This is a genomic window from Nonomuraea sp. NPDC050536, assembly GCF_044457685.1.
Taxonomy (GTDB): Bacteria; Actinomycetota; Actinomycetes; order Streptosporangiales; family Streptosporangiaceae; genus Nonomuraea.
Map to the genome: position 1 here is coordinate 558095 of NZ_JBITHD010000001.1, position 13578 is coordinate 571672.

General features: G+C 72.0%; 14 protein-coding genes, 1 other RNA gene and 1 pseudogene. 5 read left to right on the forward strand and 11 right to left on the reverse strand.

The window, feature by feature from the left end; genetic code table 11:
• Positions 1 to 44 precede the first annotated feature (44 nt).
• Both ACIBHX_RS02925 and ACIBHX_RS02930 read left to right on the forward strand, forming a co-directional pair.
• Positions 45 to 1121, forward strand: a complete 1077-nt coding sequence (locus tag ACIBHX_RS02925) for a sensor histidine kinase (protein ID WP_397063627.1) — start codon at positions 45 to 47, stop codon at positions 1119 to 1121.
• Positions 1118 to 1777: a response regulator gene (locus tag ACIBHX_RS02930; protein ID WP_397063629.1), complete on the forward strand. Its 660-nt coding sequence runs from the start codon at positions 1118 to 1120 to the stop codon at positions 1775 to 1777. The genes ACIBHX_RS02925 and ACIBHX_RS02930 overlap by 4 nt, the downstream gene beginning before the upstream one ends.
• Here the strand turns inward: ACIBHX_RS02930 and ACIBHX_RS02935 are convergent.
• The 6 genes and pseudogenes from ACIBHX_RS02935 to ACIBHX_RS02960 form a co-directional block, all read right to left on the reverse strand.
• Positions 1744 to 2772, reverse strand: coding sequence for a helix-turn-helix transcriptional regulator (locus tag ACIBHX_RS02935; protein ID WP_397063630.1), 1029 nt, complete (start codon positions 2770 to 2772; stop codon positions 1744 to 1746). The genes ACIBHX_RS02930 and ACIBHX_RS02935 overlap by 34 nt on opposite strands.
• Positions 2773 to 2803: 31 nt before the next feature.
• Entirely contained in the window at positions 2804 to 3718 is a 915-nt protein-coding gene (locus ACIBHX_RS02940) for an NADP-dependent oxidoreductase (protein ID WP_397065004.1), read from the reverse strand.
• A 15-nt stretch (positions 3719 to 3733) separates the two neighbouring features.
• A pseudogene (locus tag ACIBHX_RS02945) lies at positions 3734 to 4591 on the reverse strand (zinc-binding dehydrogenase); the annotation flags it as partial.
• Between the two features lie 18 nt (positions 4592 to 4609).
• The gene (locus tag ACIBHX_RS02950; protein WP_397063632.1) at positions 4610 to 4969 is read right to left on the reverse strand and encodes a VOC family protein; all 360 of its coding nucleotides are present in this window, start codon (positions 4967 to 4969) and stop codon (positions 4610 to 4612) included.
• Positions 4962 to 5753: a GNAT family N-acetyltransferase gene (locus ACIBHX_RS02955; protein WP_397063633.1), complete on the reverse strand. Its 792-nt coding sequence runs from the start codon at positions 5751 to 5753 to the stop codon at positions 4962 to 4964. The genes ACIBHX_RS02950 and ACIBHX_RS02955 overlap by 8 nt, the downstream gene beginning before the upstream one ends.
• Entirely contained in the window at positions 5750 to 6829 is a 1080-nt protein-coding gene (locus tag ACIBHX_RS02960) for a M20/M25/M40 family metallo-hydrolase (protein ID WP_397063635.1), read from the reverse strand. The genes ACIBHX_RS02955 and ACIBHX_RS02960 overlap by 4 nt, the downstream gene beginning before the upstream one ends.
• A gap of 97 nt (positions 6830 to 6926) precedes the next feature.
• Between ACIBHX_RS02960 and ACIBHX_RS02965 the strand changes: the two genes are divergently transcribed.
• Positions 6927 to 7541: a hypothetical protein gene (locus tag ACIBHX_RS02965; RefSeq protein WP_397063636.1), complete on the forward strand. Its 615-nt coding sequence runs from the start codon at positions 6927 to 6929 to the stop codon at positions 7539 to 7541.
• A 34-nt stretch (positions 7542 to 7575) separates the two neighbouring features.
• Here the strand turns inward: ACIBHX_RS02965 and ACIBHX_RS02970 are convergent, their stop codons facing one another.
• On the reverse strand, positions 7576 to 7914 hold the full coding sequence (locus tag ACIBHX_RS02970; protein WP_397063638.1) for a DUF5997 family protein: 339 nt from the start codon (positions 7912 to 7914) through the stop codon (positions 7576 to 7578).
• Between the two features lie 87 nt (positions 7915 to 8001).
• Between ACIBHX_RS02970 and ACIBHX_RS02975 the strand changes: the two genes are divergently transcribed.
• Positions 8002 to 8730, forward strand: coding sequence for a LysR family substrate-binding domain-containing protein (locus tag ACIBHX_RS02975; protein ID WP_397063640.1), 729 nt, complete (start codon positions 8002 to 8004; stop codon positions 8728 to 8730).
• Between the two features lie 19 nt (positions 8731 to 8749).
• On the opposite strand, the gene rnpB is transcribed toward ACIBHX_RS02975, so the two are convergent.
• From rnpB to ACIBHX_RS02995, 4 genes are all read right to left on the reverse strand, one after another.
• Positions 8750 to 9143, reverse strand: an RNA gene (rnpB, locus tag ACIBHX_RS02980) — RNase P RNA component class A.
• Between the two features lie 151 nt (positions 9144 to 9294).
• Entirely contained in the window at positions 9295 to 10509 is a 1215-nt protein-coding gene (locus tag ACIBHX_RS02985) for a bifunctional RNase H/acid phosphatase (RefSeq protein WP_397063642.1), read from the reverse strand.
• The gene (locus ACIBHX_RS02990; protein ID WP_397063643.1) at positions 10506 to 11246 is read right to left on the reverse strand and encodes a zinc ribbon domain-containing protein; all 741 of its coding nucleotides are present in this window, start codon (positions 11244 to 11246) and stop codon (positions 10506 to 10508) included. The genes ACIBHX_RS02985 and ACIBHX_RS02990 overlap by 4 nt, the downstream gene beginning before the upstream one ends.
• Positions 11247 to 11248: 2 nt before the next feature.
• Positions 11249 to 12052 (reverse strand): Nif3-like dinuclear metal center hexameric protein, encoded by an 804-nt coding sequence (locus ACIBHX_RS02995; RefSeq protein ID WP_397063644.1) that lies wholly within the window; start codon positions 12050 to 12052, stop codon positions 11249 to 11251.
• Positions 12053 to 12130: 78 nt separating this feature from the next.
• Between ACIBHX_RS02995 and ACIBHX_RS03000 the strand changes: the two genes are divergently transcribed.
• Complete coding sequence (locus ACIBHX_RS03000; RefSeq protein WP_397063646.1) at positions 12131 to 13561, forward strand: flavin-containing monooxygenase; 1431 nt, start codon at positions 12131 to 12133, stop codon at positions 13559 to 13561.
• Positions 13562 to 13578: the final 17 nt, after the last annotated feature.

Sequence of the window (13578 nt, forward strand, 5' to 3'; positions counted from 1 at the left end):
CCAGACGATGCCCTTCTGTCCGGTTTCGCCATAGGGTTCTGGCCATGGTGAGACTCCATCTGCCCGACGTCGCGCTGGTGGCGGGGGTGGCCGCCGTGATGGCCGGCAACGCGGCACTGACCGGAGCCGGCCCGCTGGGCTACGCGTTGCTGGCGGTGTCGGCGCTGGTCCTGTACGCCCACCGGCTGGCGCCCAGGACCGTCCTGCTGCTGACGGGCGCCTGCGCCCTGGCCTACGCGCTGGTGGAGTCGCCCGAGGTGATCGCCTCACTGCCGGCCCTGATCACGATGTTCAGCGTGGTGAAGAACGGGCACAACCCGCTCGCGCTCATGGTGACGTTCGTGCTGGAGTGCGGCATGATCGCCGCGCTCATCCTCGACGGGCAGCCGTTGGTGACCGCCGTGAAGACCGCCACGCTGATGGGCGGCTGGTACATCGCCTCGGCCGTGATGGGCGTGGTGTTCAGGCAGACCGAGGAGCGCGCGCTGGAGGCCGAGCGGACCCGCGAGGAGGCGGCGCTGCGTCGCGCGGGGGAGGAGCGGCTGCGCATCGCCAGGGAGCTGCACGACTCGCTCACCCACTCGATCTCGATCATCAAGGTGCAGACGGGCGTGGCCATCCACCTGGCGCGCAAGCGCGGCGAGGAGGTCCCGCCCGCGCTGCTGGCCATCCGGGAGGCGGGCGGCGAGGCCATGCGCGAGCTGCGCGCCACGCTGGACGTGCTGCGCGAGCCGTCGGGCAACTCGCTGGAGCGGCTGCCCGATCTGGTCGAGCGGGCGCGCGCCGCCGGTCAGCCCGCCACGCTCACCATCGGCGGCGAGCCGAGGAAGCTGTCGGACGAGGTGGAGCAGGCCGCCTACCGGATCGTGCAGGAGGCGCTGACGAACGTGAGCCGGCACGCGGGCGGCGCGCCCGCCACGGTCGTCGTCGACTACGGGCCGCGCGACCTGGTGGTCCGCGTGGAGGACGAGGGTCCTGGACCCACGCACGACGAGCCGGGGGTCGGGCTGATCGGGATGCGCGAGCGGGTCACCGCGCTCGGCGGCAGGCTCGTGGCCGGTCCCGGCGCGTCCGGCGGGTTCGCCGTCCGGGCCGACCTTCCCGTGGGCGGTGAGGCATGATCCGGGTGCTGCTGGCAGACGACCAGGTGCTGATCAGGGCCGGGTTCCGGGCGCTCATCGAGGCGGAGGACTCCATCGAGGTGGTCGGCGAGGCCGCCGACGGGCGGCAGGCCGTGGCGCTGGCCGTCGAACACGTGCCCGACGTGGTGCTCCTGGACATCCAGATGCCGGTCATGGACGGTATCGAGGCCACCAGGCGCATCGCGGCCGACCCGCGACTGGCCGGCGTGCACGTGATGATCCTGACCAACTACGGCGTGGACGAGTACGTCTTCCAGGCGCTGAAGGCCGGGGCCGCCGGGTTCCTGCTGAAGGACAGCGACCCCGACGACCTGCTGCACGGCATCCGGGTGGTCGCGCGCGGGGACGCGCTGCTGTCGCCCGACATCACGCGGCGGCTCATCGGCGAGTTCGTGGCCCGCCCTCAGCTGTCGCTGCCGACCGGGGACCTGGACGTGCTGACCGAGCGGGAGCGGGAGACCGTGGCCCTGGTCGGGCGCGGCCTGTCCAACGAGGAGATCGCCGCGCACCTGGTGGTGAGCCCGTTCACGGCCAAGACCCACGTCAGCCGCGCCATGACCAAGCTCGGCGCGCGCGACCGCGCCCAGCTCGTCGTCATGGCCTACGAGTCCGGCCTCGTCACCGCCCGCCGCTGAGCGGCCGGGCTCTGAGCGGCCGGGCGCTCAGCGGGCCCCGGCTCACCCGGTACGGCGCGGCGGTAGCGCTCGGCCTGGGCCAGGACCGCCTCGGCCAGCTCGGGCGGGTCCAGCACCTCGAAGTCCAGGCCCAGGAAGCCGACCCAGGCGGCCATCCCGGCCAGGTCGTCGCCGCCGATCCGCAGCAGGCACGTCCGCTCGTCCACCGGCTCAGGCTCCAGCCCGAGCGGCAGGTCCCGCACCCTCTCGATCGGCGCGTGCAGCAGCACCGTGGCCCGGTAACGCCACATGGCCTTGTTGACGCCGCGCTCCACGAACGCCGCCACGTCGCCGTCCTCGGGCAGCTGCCGCGGGGTGAAGCGGGGACCGGTCGGCGTCCTGGTCGCCATCCGGTCCACCCGGAAGGTGCGCCAGTCGTCCCGGTCGACGTCCCAGCCCACCAGATACCAGCGGCCCCGCAGATGCGCCAGCCGGTGCGGCTCCACGTCGCGGACGCCGGCCGTACCGTCGTGGCCCGTGTAGTCGAAGCGGAGCCGCTCGTGGTCACGGGCCGCGTTGGCGATCGTCGTCAGCAGCTCGGGCGGCACCGGCGACGACCGTCCGGGGATCTGCACGGTGTAGGAGTTGAGCGTGCTGACCCGGCGCCGCAGCCGCGACGGCATCACCTGCTCCAGCTTGGCCAGCGCACGTACCGACGACTCCTCGATGCCCTCCACCCCGCCCCCGGCGGCCCTGCCCAGGCCGACCGCGACGGCGACGGCCTCCTCGTCATCCAGGAGCAGCGGCGGCAGCGCGGCCCCGGCGCCCAGGCGGTAGCCGCCGGCGACGCCGGGCGTGGCGTGCACCGGGTAGCCGAGGCTGCGCAGCCTTTCGACGTCGTTGCGCACGGTCCTGGTCGACACCCCGAGCCGCGTGGCCAGCTCGGGGCCGGGCCACTCGCGGTGCGCCTGGAGGAGGGAAAGCAGCTTCAGCAGGCGGGCCGAGGTTTCCAGCATGCGACCAGTCTGCCGCCCATCGCGGAAAGGTTCATTCCGCGATGACCACGATCTTGCCGAGGAAGTGCCCGTCCTCGCTCATCCTGTGCGCGTCGGCGATCCGCTCCAGCGGGAACGTGGCGGCGACGGGGATCCGCAGAGCTCCCCGCTCGGCCAGCGGCAGCACCTCCGCGAACACCTCGCCGAGCGCCGCACCGCCCTGCGTGCCCGTGGAGAAACGCACCCCGTGCTGGGCGGCCGTCCGCCCGTCGGCGATCGTGATCACTTTGTCCGGGTCGCCGGTCAGCCGCACCGACAGCCCGAGCACGTCCCGACCCGAGGCGTCCAGCACGAGGTCGACGGGTCCGGTGATCCGCTCCTCCAGGCCGTCGCCGTAGACGACCGGGTCGACGCCCAGAGCGCGCAGGAAGTCGTGGTGCCGCTGGCTGGCCGTGCCGATCACCCGGGCCCCGCGCGCGATGGCCAGCTGCGCCGCGGCAAGCCCGACGCCGCCCGCCACCGCGTGGATCAGCAGCGTCTGCCCGGACCGCAGCCCCAGCTGGTCCAGCACCCGGTAGGCCGTCTCGGCCGCCACCGGCAGCGCGGCGGCCTGCTCGGGCGCCAGCCAGTCGGGCCGCGCCAGCAGGTCCGCCGGGTCGGCCAGGACGAAGTCGGCCACCGCGCCCGCCGGCACCCGCCCGAACACCGCCTGCCCGACCCGCAGGCCCCGAACGCCGGGACCCAGCGCGTCGATCGTGCCCGCCACCTCCATGCCCGTCCCCGCCGGGGCCTCCAGCGGGCGGCCCGTCATGCCCTGGCGGAACTTCCAGTCGATGGCGTTGATCCCGGCGGCCTGGACGGCCAGCCGTACCTGGCCGGGGCCGGGCTGGGGGATGGGCAGCTCGTCGACGTGCAGCACCTCGGGCCCGCCGTATGTGGCATAGCGCGCGGCGCGGGAGGTGAGCAGCAGCAGCGCCTTGCCGGTCAGCTGGCGCGCGTCCAGCGCGGCGTGCGCCCGCGCGACCTGGTCGAAGGCCACGGCCAGCCCCACGTGCGGCCGGAGCCGGCCCGCGACGGCCTCGGCGAAGGCCCGCTCGGCCAGGCGGACGAACTCCTCGGGCGCGAACTGCACCTGCTCCATCCCGACCACCCGGCGCCCCGCGGCATCCACCTGGGCGGGGTTGCCGTCGGCCACCCCGTAGGCGAAGAACATCCCGTCCGGCGCCACCCGCTCGAACGCGTCCGCCCCCACCTGGCCGCCGACCCCGTCGAAGACCACGTCGAACTCGCCGGCGAACTCGTCGTAGCCCACCACCCGTGCCGCGCCCGCCGCCAGGGCCGCCGACCGCTTGCCCGCCCCGCGGGCGGCGCCCGTGACCTCGGCGCCCGCGGCGGCGGCCAGCTGGACCAGCGCCAGGCCGAGCGCCCCGCCCGCCCCCGTCACCAGCACCCGCGTGCCCGGCTTCAACTCCGCCGCGTCCAGCAGGCTCAGCGCCGCCGGACCCACCTGCAGCAGCGCCGCCGCGGCGCGCAGGCTCAACCCGTCGGGCACGGCGGCCACCTCGCTCGCCACCACCTTCTCGGCGTAACCGCCCGCGTTCACACGAGCCGCCACCCGCCGCCCGCCGGCGTACCCGGCCACGCCGGTGCCCGGCACGTACGGCGGCTCATGGCCGAACCACTCCCTGCCCCACCCGGCCCGCACCTGCGCGTCGATCGACATGACGTCCACGACGGAGACGTCCACCACGACCTGCCCCGGCCCGGGCACAGGATCGGGCGCCTCGCGCACCGCCAGAACCTCAGGACCGCCGAAACCCGCTGCCTCGATGACTCTCATGGCAGCGAGTCTGGTACCTCAAGCCTGGTTGAGGTCAATGGCCGTGGGATGCCGCGGCTCGTACAGCCCCAGAGTCCCGCCGCCGGGCAGCGTGATCGAGGTGAGCACGCCCCATCTCGCCTGCGTAGGCGGGGAGGTGGTGACGCCCTTGGCCGCGAGCTCGGCGACCGTCTTGTCCAGGTCGTCGCACATCAGGTAGAGCTCGTGCGCCTCGGCCGCGGCCTCGGTGGGATGGACCGCCATCTCGGCCGGCGGCAGCTTGAAGATCAGCCAGCCGCCGCCCACGTCGACGTGCGGATAGCCGAGCACATCGCGCAGGAACGCGCGGTCGGCCTCCGCGTCCCTGCTGTAGATGATCACGTGTGCGCCGTTAATCATCCACCGAGACTACGTAGTCGCCCTCCTCGGAGAAACCCACGACTCGCCCGCCGGCGCGCATCAGCGCGCCCAGCGTCTCGCGCATCGCCAGCCGCCAGGCCCGGGCCGCCTCCGGGTCGCGCCGCCGCAGTTCCTCGATGTCCGGCGGCGTTCCCACCAGCAGCACGGCCCCTACCGTGGGCGTCACACGGGGCAGGTCGCCGTCCGCGCCCAGCAGCCTGGCGTACGGCCCGGGCGGCAGCGGAGCAGGCTCCTCGGTCAGCCGCCACATGGCCACCAGCCGGTCGGAGTAGTCGCCCTCGTTGATCGCGTCGGCCATCACCCCGTAGAAGTCCTCGAGGTAGTCCTCGGGCCGGGCGCCCAGCTTGGCCAGGTTGAACCGGGCGTTCCTGCGCACCAGCGGATCGAAGGTCCAGGTGATCTTCTCCAGCCCGCGCCGCAGGCACCAGGCGCGCTGGTGCAGCTTGAGCGCCGTCCCGATGCCCCGCCCGATCAGCGCCCCCGTCACGTGCGAGTGCAGCGTACGGCCGGGCGCCAGGAACCCGACCGACGCCCCCACCAGCGCGTCGCCCTCGAAGGCGCCCGCCACGTAGCTGCCCGAGTGGGCGAAGCCCACCATCAGCTCGACGGGCACGGGAACGTTGGCCGGCCCCGGATGCCAGATCTCGTCGAAGAGCCGGAACACCTGCTCGAACTCCGGGATGCCGTGCAGTTCCCTGATCGTCACCCCGGTCTTGCCCGCCGCGGCCTCCGCCTCGTGGAGCGCCGCCTCGTACGTCGTCACCCAGTGCTTCTACCCGCCAGGACCGCCTCCACCAGTGCCCGCAGCAGCGCAGTGCGCCCGGGCATCTCCGCCACGATCACGTGCTCGTGGTCGGCGTGCGCGCCGCCGCCCACGCCGCCCAGGCCGTCCAGCGTCGGGCAGCCGGCCCCGGCCGTGAAGTTGCCGTCGGAGGCGCCGCCCACCGACGCGGACGTCAGCGGCTCCAGCCCGAGCCCGGCGGCCAGCTCCTGCGCCAGCGCGTACAGCCCGGCCGACATCGAGGACTCCAGCGGCGGCCGGTTCGCCCCGCCGCCCACCTCCAGCCGGGTCCCCGGCACCACCGGGGTCAGCGCCCGCATCAGCGCGTCCACCCTGTCCTGCTCCGACACCTCGGCCACGCGCACGTCCACGCCCAGCTCCGCCTCGGCGGGCACGGTGTTCACCGTGCTGCCGCCGCGCAGCACGGTCGGCGTGACCGTGGTCGCGCCCGCGCCCATCCGGGAGATCGCCAGGATCTGGTGGGCCAGCTCGATCCCGGCGTTGGCCCCCTTTTCGGGTTCGAGCCCGGCGTGGGCGGCCTTGCCGTACACCTTGACGTCGTACATGGACGTGCCCTTGCGCGCGGTCTTGAGCGCGCCGCCGTCGGCACTGGCCTCCATGACGAACGCGGCGTCCAGCCCGCGCGCCGCGTCCTCGATCAGCCCGGTGGAGGTGATCGAGCCCACCTCCTCGTCACCGGTGATCAGCACGCTGACGCCGTCGAGCGAGCCGAGCCCCGCCAGCGCGTGGAACGTCTGCACGATCCCGGCCTTCATGTCGAAGACGCCCGGCCCGCGCGCGACGCCGTCCTGGACCGACCACGGGTGCGTCTTCAGCGAGCCCATCGGCCAGACGGTGTCGTGGTGGCCCAGCAGCAGCACCCGCGGCGTGCCGAACGTCCAGCGCAGGTGCGTGACGCCGTCGATCACCAGGAACTCGGGCTCGGCGTCCAGATATCGGGCGCCCATCGCGGCGACCACCTTGGCGCTGCGCGCGACGGCCTCCAGGTCACTGGAGAACGACTCGCACACCACCAGCTCTTCCAAATCCTCGATCACCCTTGCGACGCTACCGTCACCCGCAGGGCCGCTCCTACGTCGGCTCGCACAAGGGTTCCTGGGTGCGTTTGGGGTTTCGTCCCTATGATCGCGTGTCATGCACCTTCTCGCCGCCGCCGCTCTCGCGCTGACCCTGCCGGTCCACACTCCCGCCGTCTCCGTGGTCCCGCTCCACTTCGCCGTCGGCAAGCTGACCGTCAAGGGCGATTACGCGAAGGGGACCGGCAAGCGGGTGGACGCCGCCCTGCGCGCCCCGATCGACGCCCGGGCCAAGGAGTACGCCGCCAACCTCGAGGGCAGCCGGGCCACCGCCTACGTGGACACCACCGTCAAGCTCAACGGTCCCCGCTACGCCTCGGTCCGCTACGACATGACGATCCACTCGAAGATCCTGTGGCATCCCACCTGGACCCGCGCCCGCACGGTCACGGTCGACCTGCGCTCGGGCCGGGCGCTGCAGGGTACGGACCTGTTCGCCGGCGACGTGAACATGCGCAAGCTCACCAAGCTCTTCACCGCGGGCCAGCCCTGCTTCGCCGACATCCGCCTCAAGCGCGCCGACCTCAACGGTCCTGGCCTCCAGTTCGCCCTCACCAGGACGCGCCTGGAGGTCGACGTGGACGGCCCCTACTTCAGCACGGCCACGGCCTGCGGCCAGCAGACGGTCAAGATCCCCTACAACAAGCTCCCCGGCCTCCGCATCCACCCCTGACGACATCGGCGTTGGCTTGCGCGTGGGCAGCTGTCTAGGGTTGCTTGAGGCGGAGTGCTTCTTTGCGGGTCTCGGCCTGGATGGACCGCTCGCGCTCAAGCCACGCTGGGTTCTCCGCCTTCAGCGCATCGATCTCAGCGGTGGTGAGCGGTTCGGTGATCCCGCCTCTGAGCAGGCCGGAAATGGAGACCCCAAGCTTGGCGGCGACGACCTGCTTGGGATGTGGGCCATTGCGGCGCAGGTCAGCGAGCCAGGCGGGCGGCGCCGACTGCAACTGGTTCAGCTCGTCCCTGGAGACGACACCCGCCTGGAACTCGGCGGGAGTGGCCGAGAGGAGGACACCCAGCTTCTTGGCCGCGGTCTCGGGCTTCATCGTCTGGATGGTCTTCGGTTTAGGCGAGGTCATGGCGTCAAGCGTAGTCAGGCGGAACGGGTTTCCTGACATCAGTACCCTGAGGAAGTGACTGATGGAGAGACCGGCAGGGTGTTCCGGCTGGCGTACGTGCCCGGGGTGACACCCGCGAAATGGGTCAACGTCTGGACCGAGAGGATGCCCGGCGTGCCGATTACCCTGCTCGCGGTTCCCGCCGCCGAGGTGGTGCGACTCCTGCGTGACGGTGGCGCCGACGCCGGATTCGTCAGGCTGCCGGTCGACCGGGACGGGCTCAGCGTGATTCCTCTCTACGTGGAGACCACGGTGGTCGTGGTGCCCAAGGACCACGCGGTGGCCGCCGCCGACGAGGTGGCCATCGCCGACCTGGCCGACGACGAGGTGTTCCATCCCCTGGACGACACCATCGAGTGGACGGTCCGGCCGGGGCTGCCCGCGTTCACCCGCCCGGCCACGACGGCGGACGCGGTCGAGATGGTCGCGGCCGGCAGTGGGCTTCTCCTGGTTCCGCAGTCGCTGGCACGCCTCCACCACCGCAGAGATCTCACCTACCGGCCGGTGCCGGACGCGCCGCAGTCTCAGGTCGCGCTGACCTGGCCCACGGACGCGACCACGGACCTGGTGGAAGACTTCATCGGTATCGTCCGCGGCCGGACAGTGAACAGCTCGCGGGGCCGTACCCCCGCCTCCCCTGCGGAGAAACCGGCACAACGGCAGGCACAAAAACCCACGCGGAATGCCTCCGGCCGCCGAGCCGTACCGGCCAGCCGCAAAAAGAAGGGCCACCGGCCTCGGTGATCTGGTCGAGGGGTGGAGTGAGACGAGCCGGCCTGTAGGCCGGGTTCTGTCCTTCTTGCGAAGGGGCGGCCATCCATCTAGGGCCGCCGTTGCCGGCGGCCTCAAGCGGTCTACCCGCGCGACTCGGACGGGCAGTCCTCGAACGTCGCGCGCGGGACGCTCCTTGCGGAACGTCCCTTCTTGACCTTGCTCCGGGTGGGGTTTACCGAGCCGCCCACGTCACCGTGGGCGCTGGTGGTCTCTTACACCACCCTTTCACCCTTACCCCCCGCCGAAGCGGGAGGCGGTCTGCTCTCTGTGGCACTTTCCCGCGGGTCGCCCCGGGTCGGCGTTACCGACCACCCTGCCCTGTGGAGCCCGGACCTTCCTCGGCGAGCCCCGAAGGGACTCGACGCGGCCGCCCGGCCGGCTCGTCTACCTGGAGAGATTATCAAACATCAAGCGATCTCCAACCGGCCGACAAGATCGGTGGGGTGGAATGGGATGCGTCATCGCCTGAGGGGGGCGGTGGCGACGGGTCGTGCCGGGTGTTCTGGCGGCATCCGGCACGGCCCAGCACCGGCTTCAGCGCAGGTGTGACGTGTCGTTGAAGGCCTTGACCAGCGCCTGGCCGTCGGCGAAGTACTCGACCAGCGACAGGCACGCCAGGTCCAGGTGCATCCGGTAGAGCGCCGCCGGCGGCGCCATCAGCGCCAGGCGCAGCAGCGTCTTGATCGGCGTGACGTGCGAGACGACCAGCACGGTGCGCCCCTCGTACCGCTCGATCAGGCGGTCCCTGACGCGCTCGACCCGCCGGGCCGCCTGCGCGAAGCTCTCGCCGCCGGGCGGCGCCACGTTCGGGTCGGCCAGCCAGGCCGTGAGCTCGTCGGGTGACTCCCGCTGGATCTCGGTGAACGTGTGTCCCTCCCAGGCGCCGAAATCGGCCTCCCTGAGGTCCTCGTCCACCTCGACGGCCAGCCCGGTGAGCTCCGCCACCGCCTCCGCGGTCTGCCTGGCGCGCTTGAGCGGCGAGCTGACGATCACATCGATCCGGTACGGCTCCCGCGACAGGCGCCGGGCGGCGGCCGCGGCCTGCGCGAGCCCGTTGGCGGTCAGTTCGGCGTCGCCCAGGCCGGAGAAGCGGCGCTCCACCGACAGCGGCGTCTCGCCGTGCCTGAGCAGCAGCAGCGAGGTCGCCACCCGCGTCGGCGGCATCCATCCGCCGCCCTTGGAGCGCTCCTGCGCCGTCGCCACGGACGCGGTCGGCGCCGACAGGTCAGCCCCGGCCGGACGCCGCGAGCGGGTGGCCGCGGGCGCCTGCTCGAACAGGTCGGTCTGCGCGGGCCCTGACTCCTGTACGGCGGAGCCGCCCGCCTTCCAGACCAGGCCCTTGGCGGCGGCGTCCATGGCCTCGTTCGCCAGGCGGTCGGCGTGCTTGTTGCGCTCGCGCGGGATCCACGTCCACTCGGTCACGCGCAGCCGCGTGGCCAGGTCGCGCGCCTCCAGCGCGAGGGGGCGCAACCCCTCGTTCTTGATCTTCCAGCGTCCCGCCATCTGCTCGACGACGAGCTTGGAGTCCATCCGGACCGCCACCGGGGCGCCCTCGCCGCCCAGCCGCAGCACCTCCCGCAGCCCGGCGATCAGCCCGCGGTATTCGGCCACGTTGTTGGTGGCGATCCCGATCGCCTCAGCGGCCTCGGCCAGCACCTGCCCGTCGACGGAGTCCTTGACGACCGCCCCGTAGCCCGCGGGGCCCGGATTGCCCCGCGAGCCGCCGTCGGCCTCGACGACGTAGGTCATAGGCCGGACTCCGCCGTGCGCACCAGGATCCGGCGGCACTCCTCGCAGCGCACCACCTCGTCGTGCGGCGCGGCCTTGATCGAGTTCATCTCCGCGATCGACAGGGCCACCTTGCAGCCCTGGCAGCGGCCGCCGCGCAGCATCGCGGCGCCCACGCCGTACTGGTCCCTGAGCTTGTCGTAGAGCGCGAGCAGGTCGGCAGGGATGTCGCCGGCGATCTGGACGCGCTTCTCGACGACCTCGGCCGAATCCTTGTCGATCTCGGTGAGCGCGGCGTCGCGGCGCTCCTCGGAGACCGCGCGGACGGCGGCGATCTCGTCCCGCTTGGCGGTCAGGTCGGTGACCTTGGCGTCGGCCGCCTCCTTGCGCTCCATGATCTCCAGCACGATCTCCTCCAGGTCGCCCTGGCGGCGGTGCAGGGAGGTGATCTCAGACTGCAGGCTGGCCAGGTCCTTGGGGGAGGTGACGGCGCCGGAGTCGAGCCGCTTCTGGTCGCGGTCGGCGCGGGTGCGGACGGTGTCGACGTCGCCTTCCGCCTTGGTCTGCTCGCGCGCCAGGTCGCCCGCCTCGGTCTCGGCCTCGATCGCCTCGGTGGCCAGCTTGGCGTACTGCTTGGACTGCTCGGCGATCTCTGCCAGCTCGGGCAGCGTGCGCCGGCGATGGGCCAGCCGGTCGGCGGTGGAGTCGAGCTCAGCCAGATCGAGCAGTCGCTTCTGTGCTTCAGGGGCTGCTTTCATGATCAATATCCTCTTGTCCAAGCATCGGTGACCGTGGCGGAGACGCGCGTCTCAACGGTAACGCCACTGGAGGCCAGCATTGACGCGGCGCTGTCGAGCCAGGGCCACTCGGTCGCCCAGTGCGCGGCGTCGATCAGCGCGGGGCCGCCCGCCTCGACGAACTCGCTGGCCGGATGGTGCCGCAGATCGGCGGTGAGGAACACGTCCACGCCCGCGGCGGCAGCCGTACCGAGCAGGGAGTCGCCCGCGCCGCCGCTGACTGCCACGCGCGAGACGCGCCGGCCGGGATCTCCCGCGACGCGGATGCCCCAGGAGGTCTTCGGCAGACCGGCGGCGGCCTGCTCGGCGAAGTCTCCCAGCGGCATGGGCGAGGGCAGCTCGCCGATGCGGCCCAGGCCGCGCCCCGGGTCGTCAGGGAAGGGCCGCAGCGGCACGAGGTCGCCGGTGAGGCCGACGGCGCGGGCCAGCGCGTCGGAGACGCCGGGGTTGGCCACGTCGGCGTTGGTGTGAGCGGTGTAGAGGGCGATGTCGTTCTTGATCAGCGCGCGGATGACCCGGCCCTTGGGGGTGCCGGCGGCCACCGTGGTGGTGCCGCGCAGGTAGAGGGGGTGATGCGTGACGATCAGGTCGGCGCCCCACTCCAGCGCCTCCTCGACGACGACCACGACCGGGTCCACCGCGAAGAGCACCTTGCGCACCGGCTGGGCGGGGTCGCCGCTGACCAGGCCCACCGCGTCCCAGGATTCGGCGCGGGCCGGCGGGTACGCGGTCTCCAGCGCGTCGATGACATCCGTCAATGCAGCCACCTGGGAAGACTATCGGGGGACTGTCCCCAGAACGGCGCTCGGCGTAATGTAAGTGAATCCTGACACGCGGAGGACGGCATGGCACCCAGGGTCGCGATCATCGGTGCGGGTTTCGGCGGGCTCTGCATGGCGATCCAGCTCGAACGGGCGGGCCTCTCCTCCTACACGGTCTTCGAGAAGGCCGGCGACCTGGGCGGCACCTGGCGCGACAACAGCTATCCCGGCGCCGGCTGCGACATCCCCTCGCATCTGTACTCCTACTCCTTCGAGAAGTACGCCAGCTGGACCCGCCGCTATCCCGAGCAGCCGGAGATCCTCGGCTATCTCGAGCAGTGCGCCGACAAGTACGACGTCAGGCGGAAGATCCGCTTCAACACCGAGGTGCTGTCCGCCACGTACGCCGACGCCTCCTGGCAGATCCGTACGGCCGGCGGCACGGAGACCTTCGACGTGGTGGTCATCAGCGTGGGCCAGCTCAACCGCCCCCGCATGCCGGACATCCCGGGTATGGATGACTTCGAGGGGACCTGCTTCCACTCGGCCCGCTGGAACCACGAGCACGACCTCACCGGCCGCCGCGTGGCGGTGATCGGCAACGGTTCGTCGGCAGCGCAGTTCATCCCGCGCATCGCCGAGCGGGTCGAGCACCTCGACGTGTTCCAGCGGACGCCGAACTGGGTGATCCCGAAGCCCGACGCCGCCTTCGGGCCGCTGACCAGGCTGGCCTTCCATTACGTGCCCGGGTTGCAGCGGGCCTACCGGGAGTGGATCTACCGGTACGCCGAGGGCACCCTGTACCCGGCGCTCGCCCAGGGCTGGAGCACCGGCCTGCTGAAGAAGCGCGCCATGGACCACCTCGAGGCCCAGGTCCCTGACCCCGGGCTGCGCGAGAAGCTCACCCCCGGCTATCCGCCCGGATGCAAGCGCGTGGTGATCGACAGCTCCTTCTATCCGGCGCTGACCAGGTCGAACGTGGACGTGGTCACCGACAGGATCGTCCGCGTGGCGGCCAAGGGCGTCGAGACGGCCGAGGGGCTGCGCGAGGCCGACACGATCATCTACGCCACCGGGTTCCGCAGCACCGAGTTCCTGTCCCCGATCGAGGTCCAGGGGCGTGACGGGGTTTCGCTGACGCGGCAGTGGCACAGCGGGGCCGAGGCGTACCTGGGCATCTCGGTGCCGAACTTCCCGAACCTGTTCCTGCTGTACGGGCCCAACACGAATCTGGGTCACAACTCGATCGTCTTCATGATCGAGTGCCAGGTGAACCACGTCCTGTCGTGCCTGCCGTACATCAGGAAGCACGGGACGATCGAGGTCAGGCCGGAGGCGATGGCGGCCTGGACGCGGCAGCTCGAGGCGGCGATGGGCCGGATGGTGTGGGGGAACGGCTGCCAGAGCTGGTACAAGACGGCCGAGGGGCGGGTCACCAACAACTGGCCGGGCCCGACGACGCTCTACCGCAGGCTCACCGCCCGGCCTCCGCTGCCCGCCTACTCCCTGGGCTGATTTGCGCTTCGTGGTAC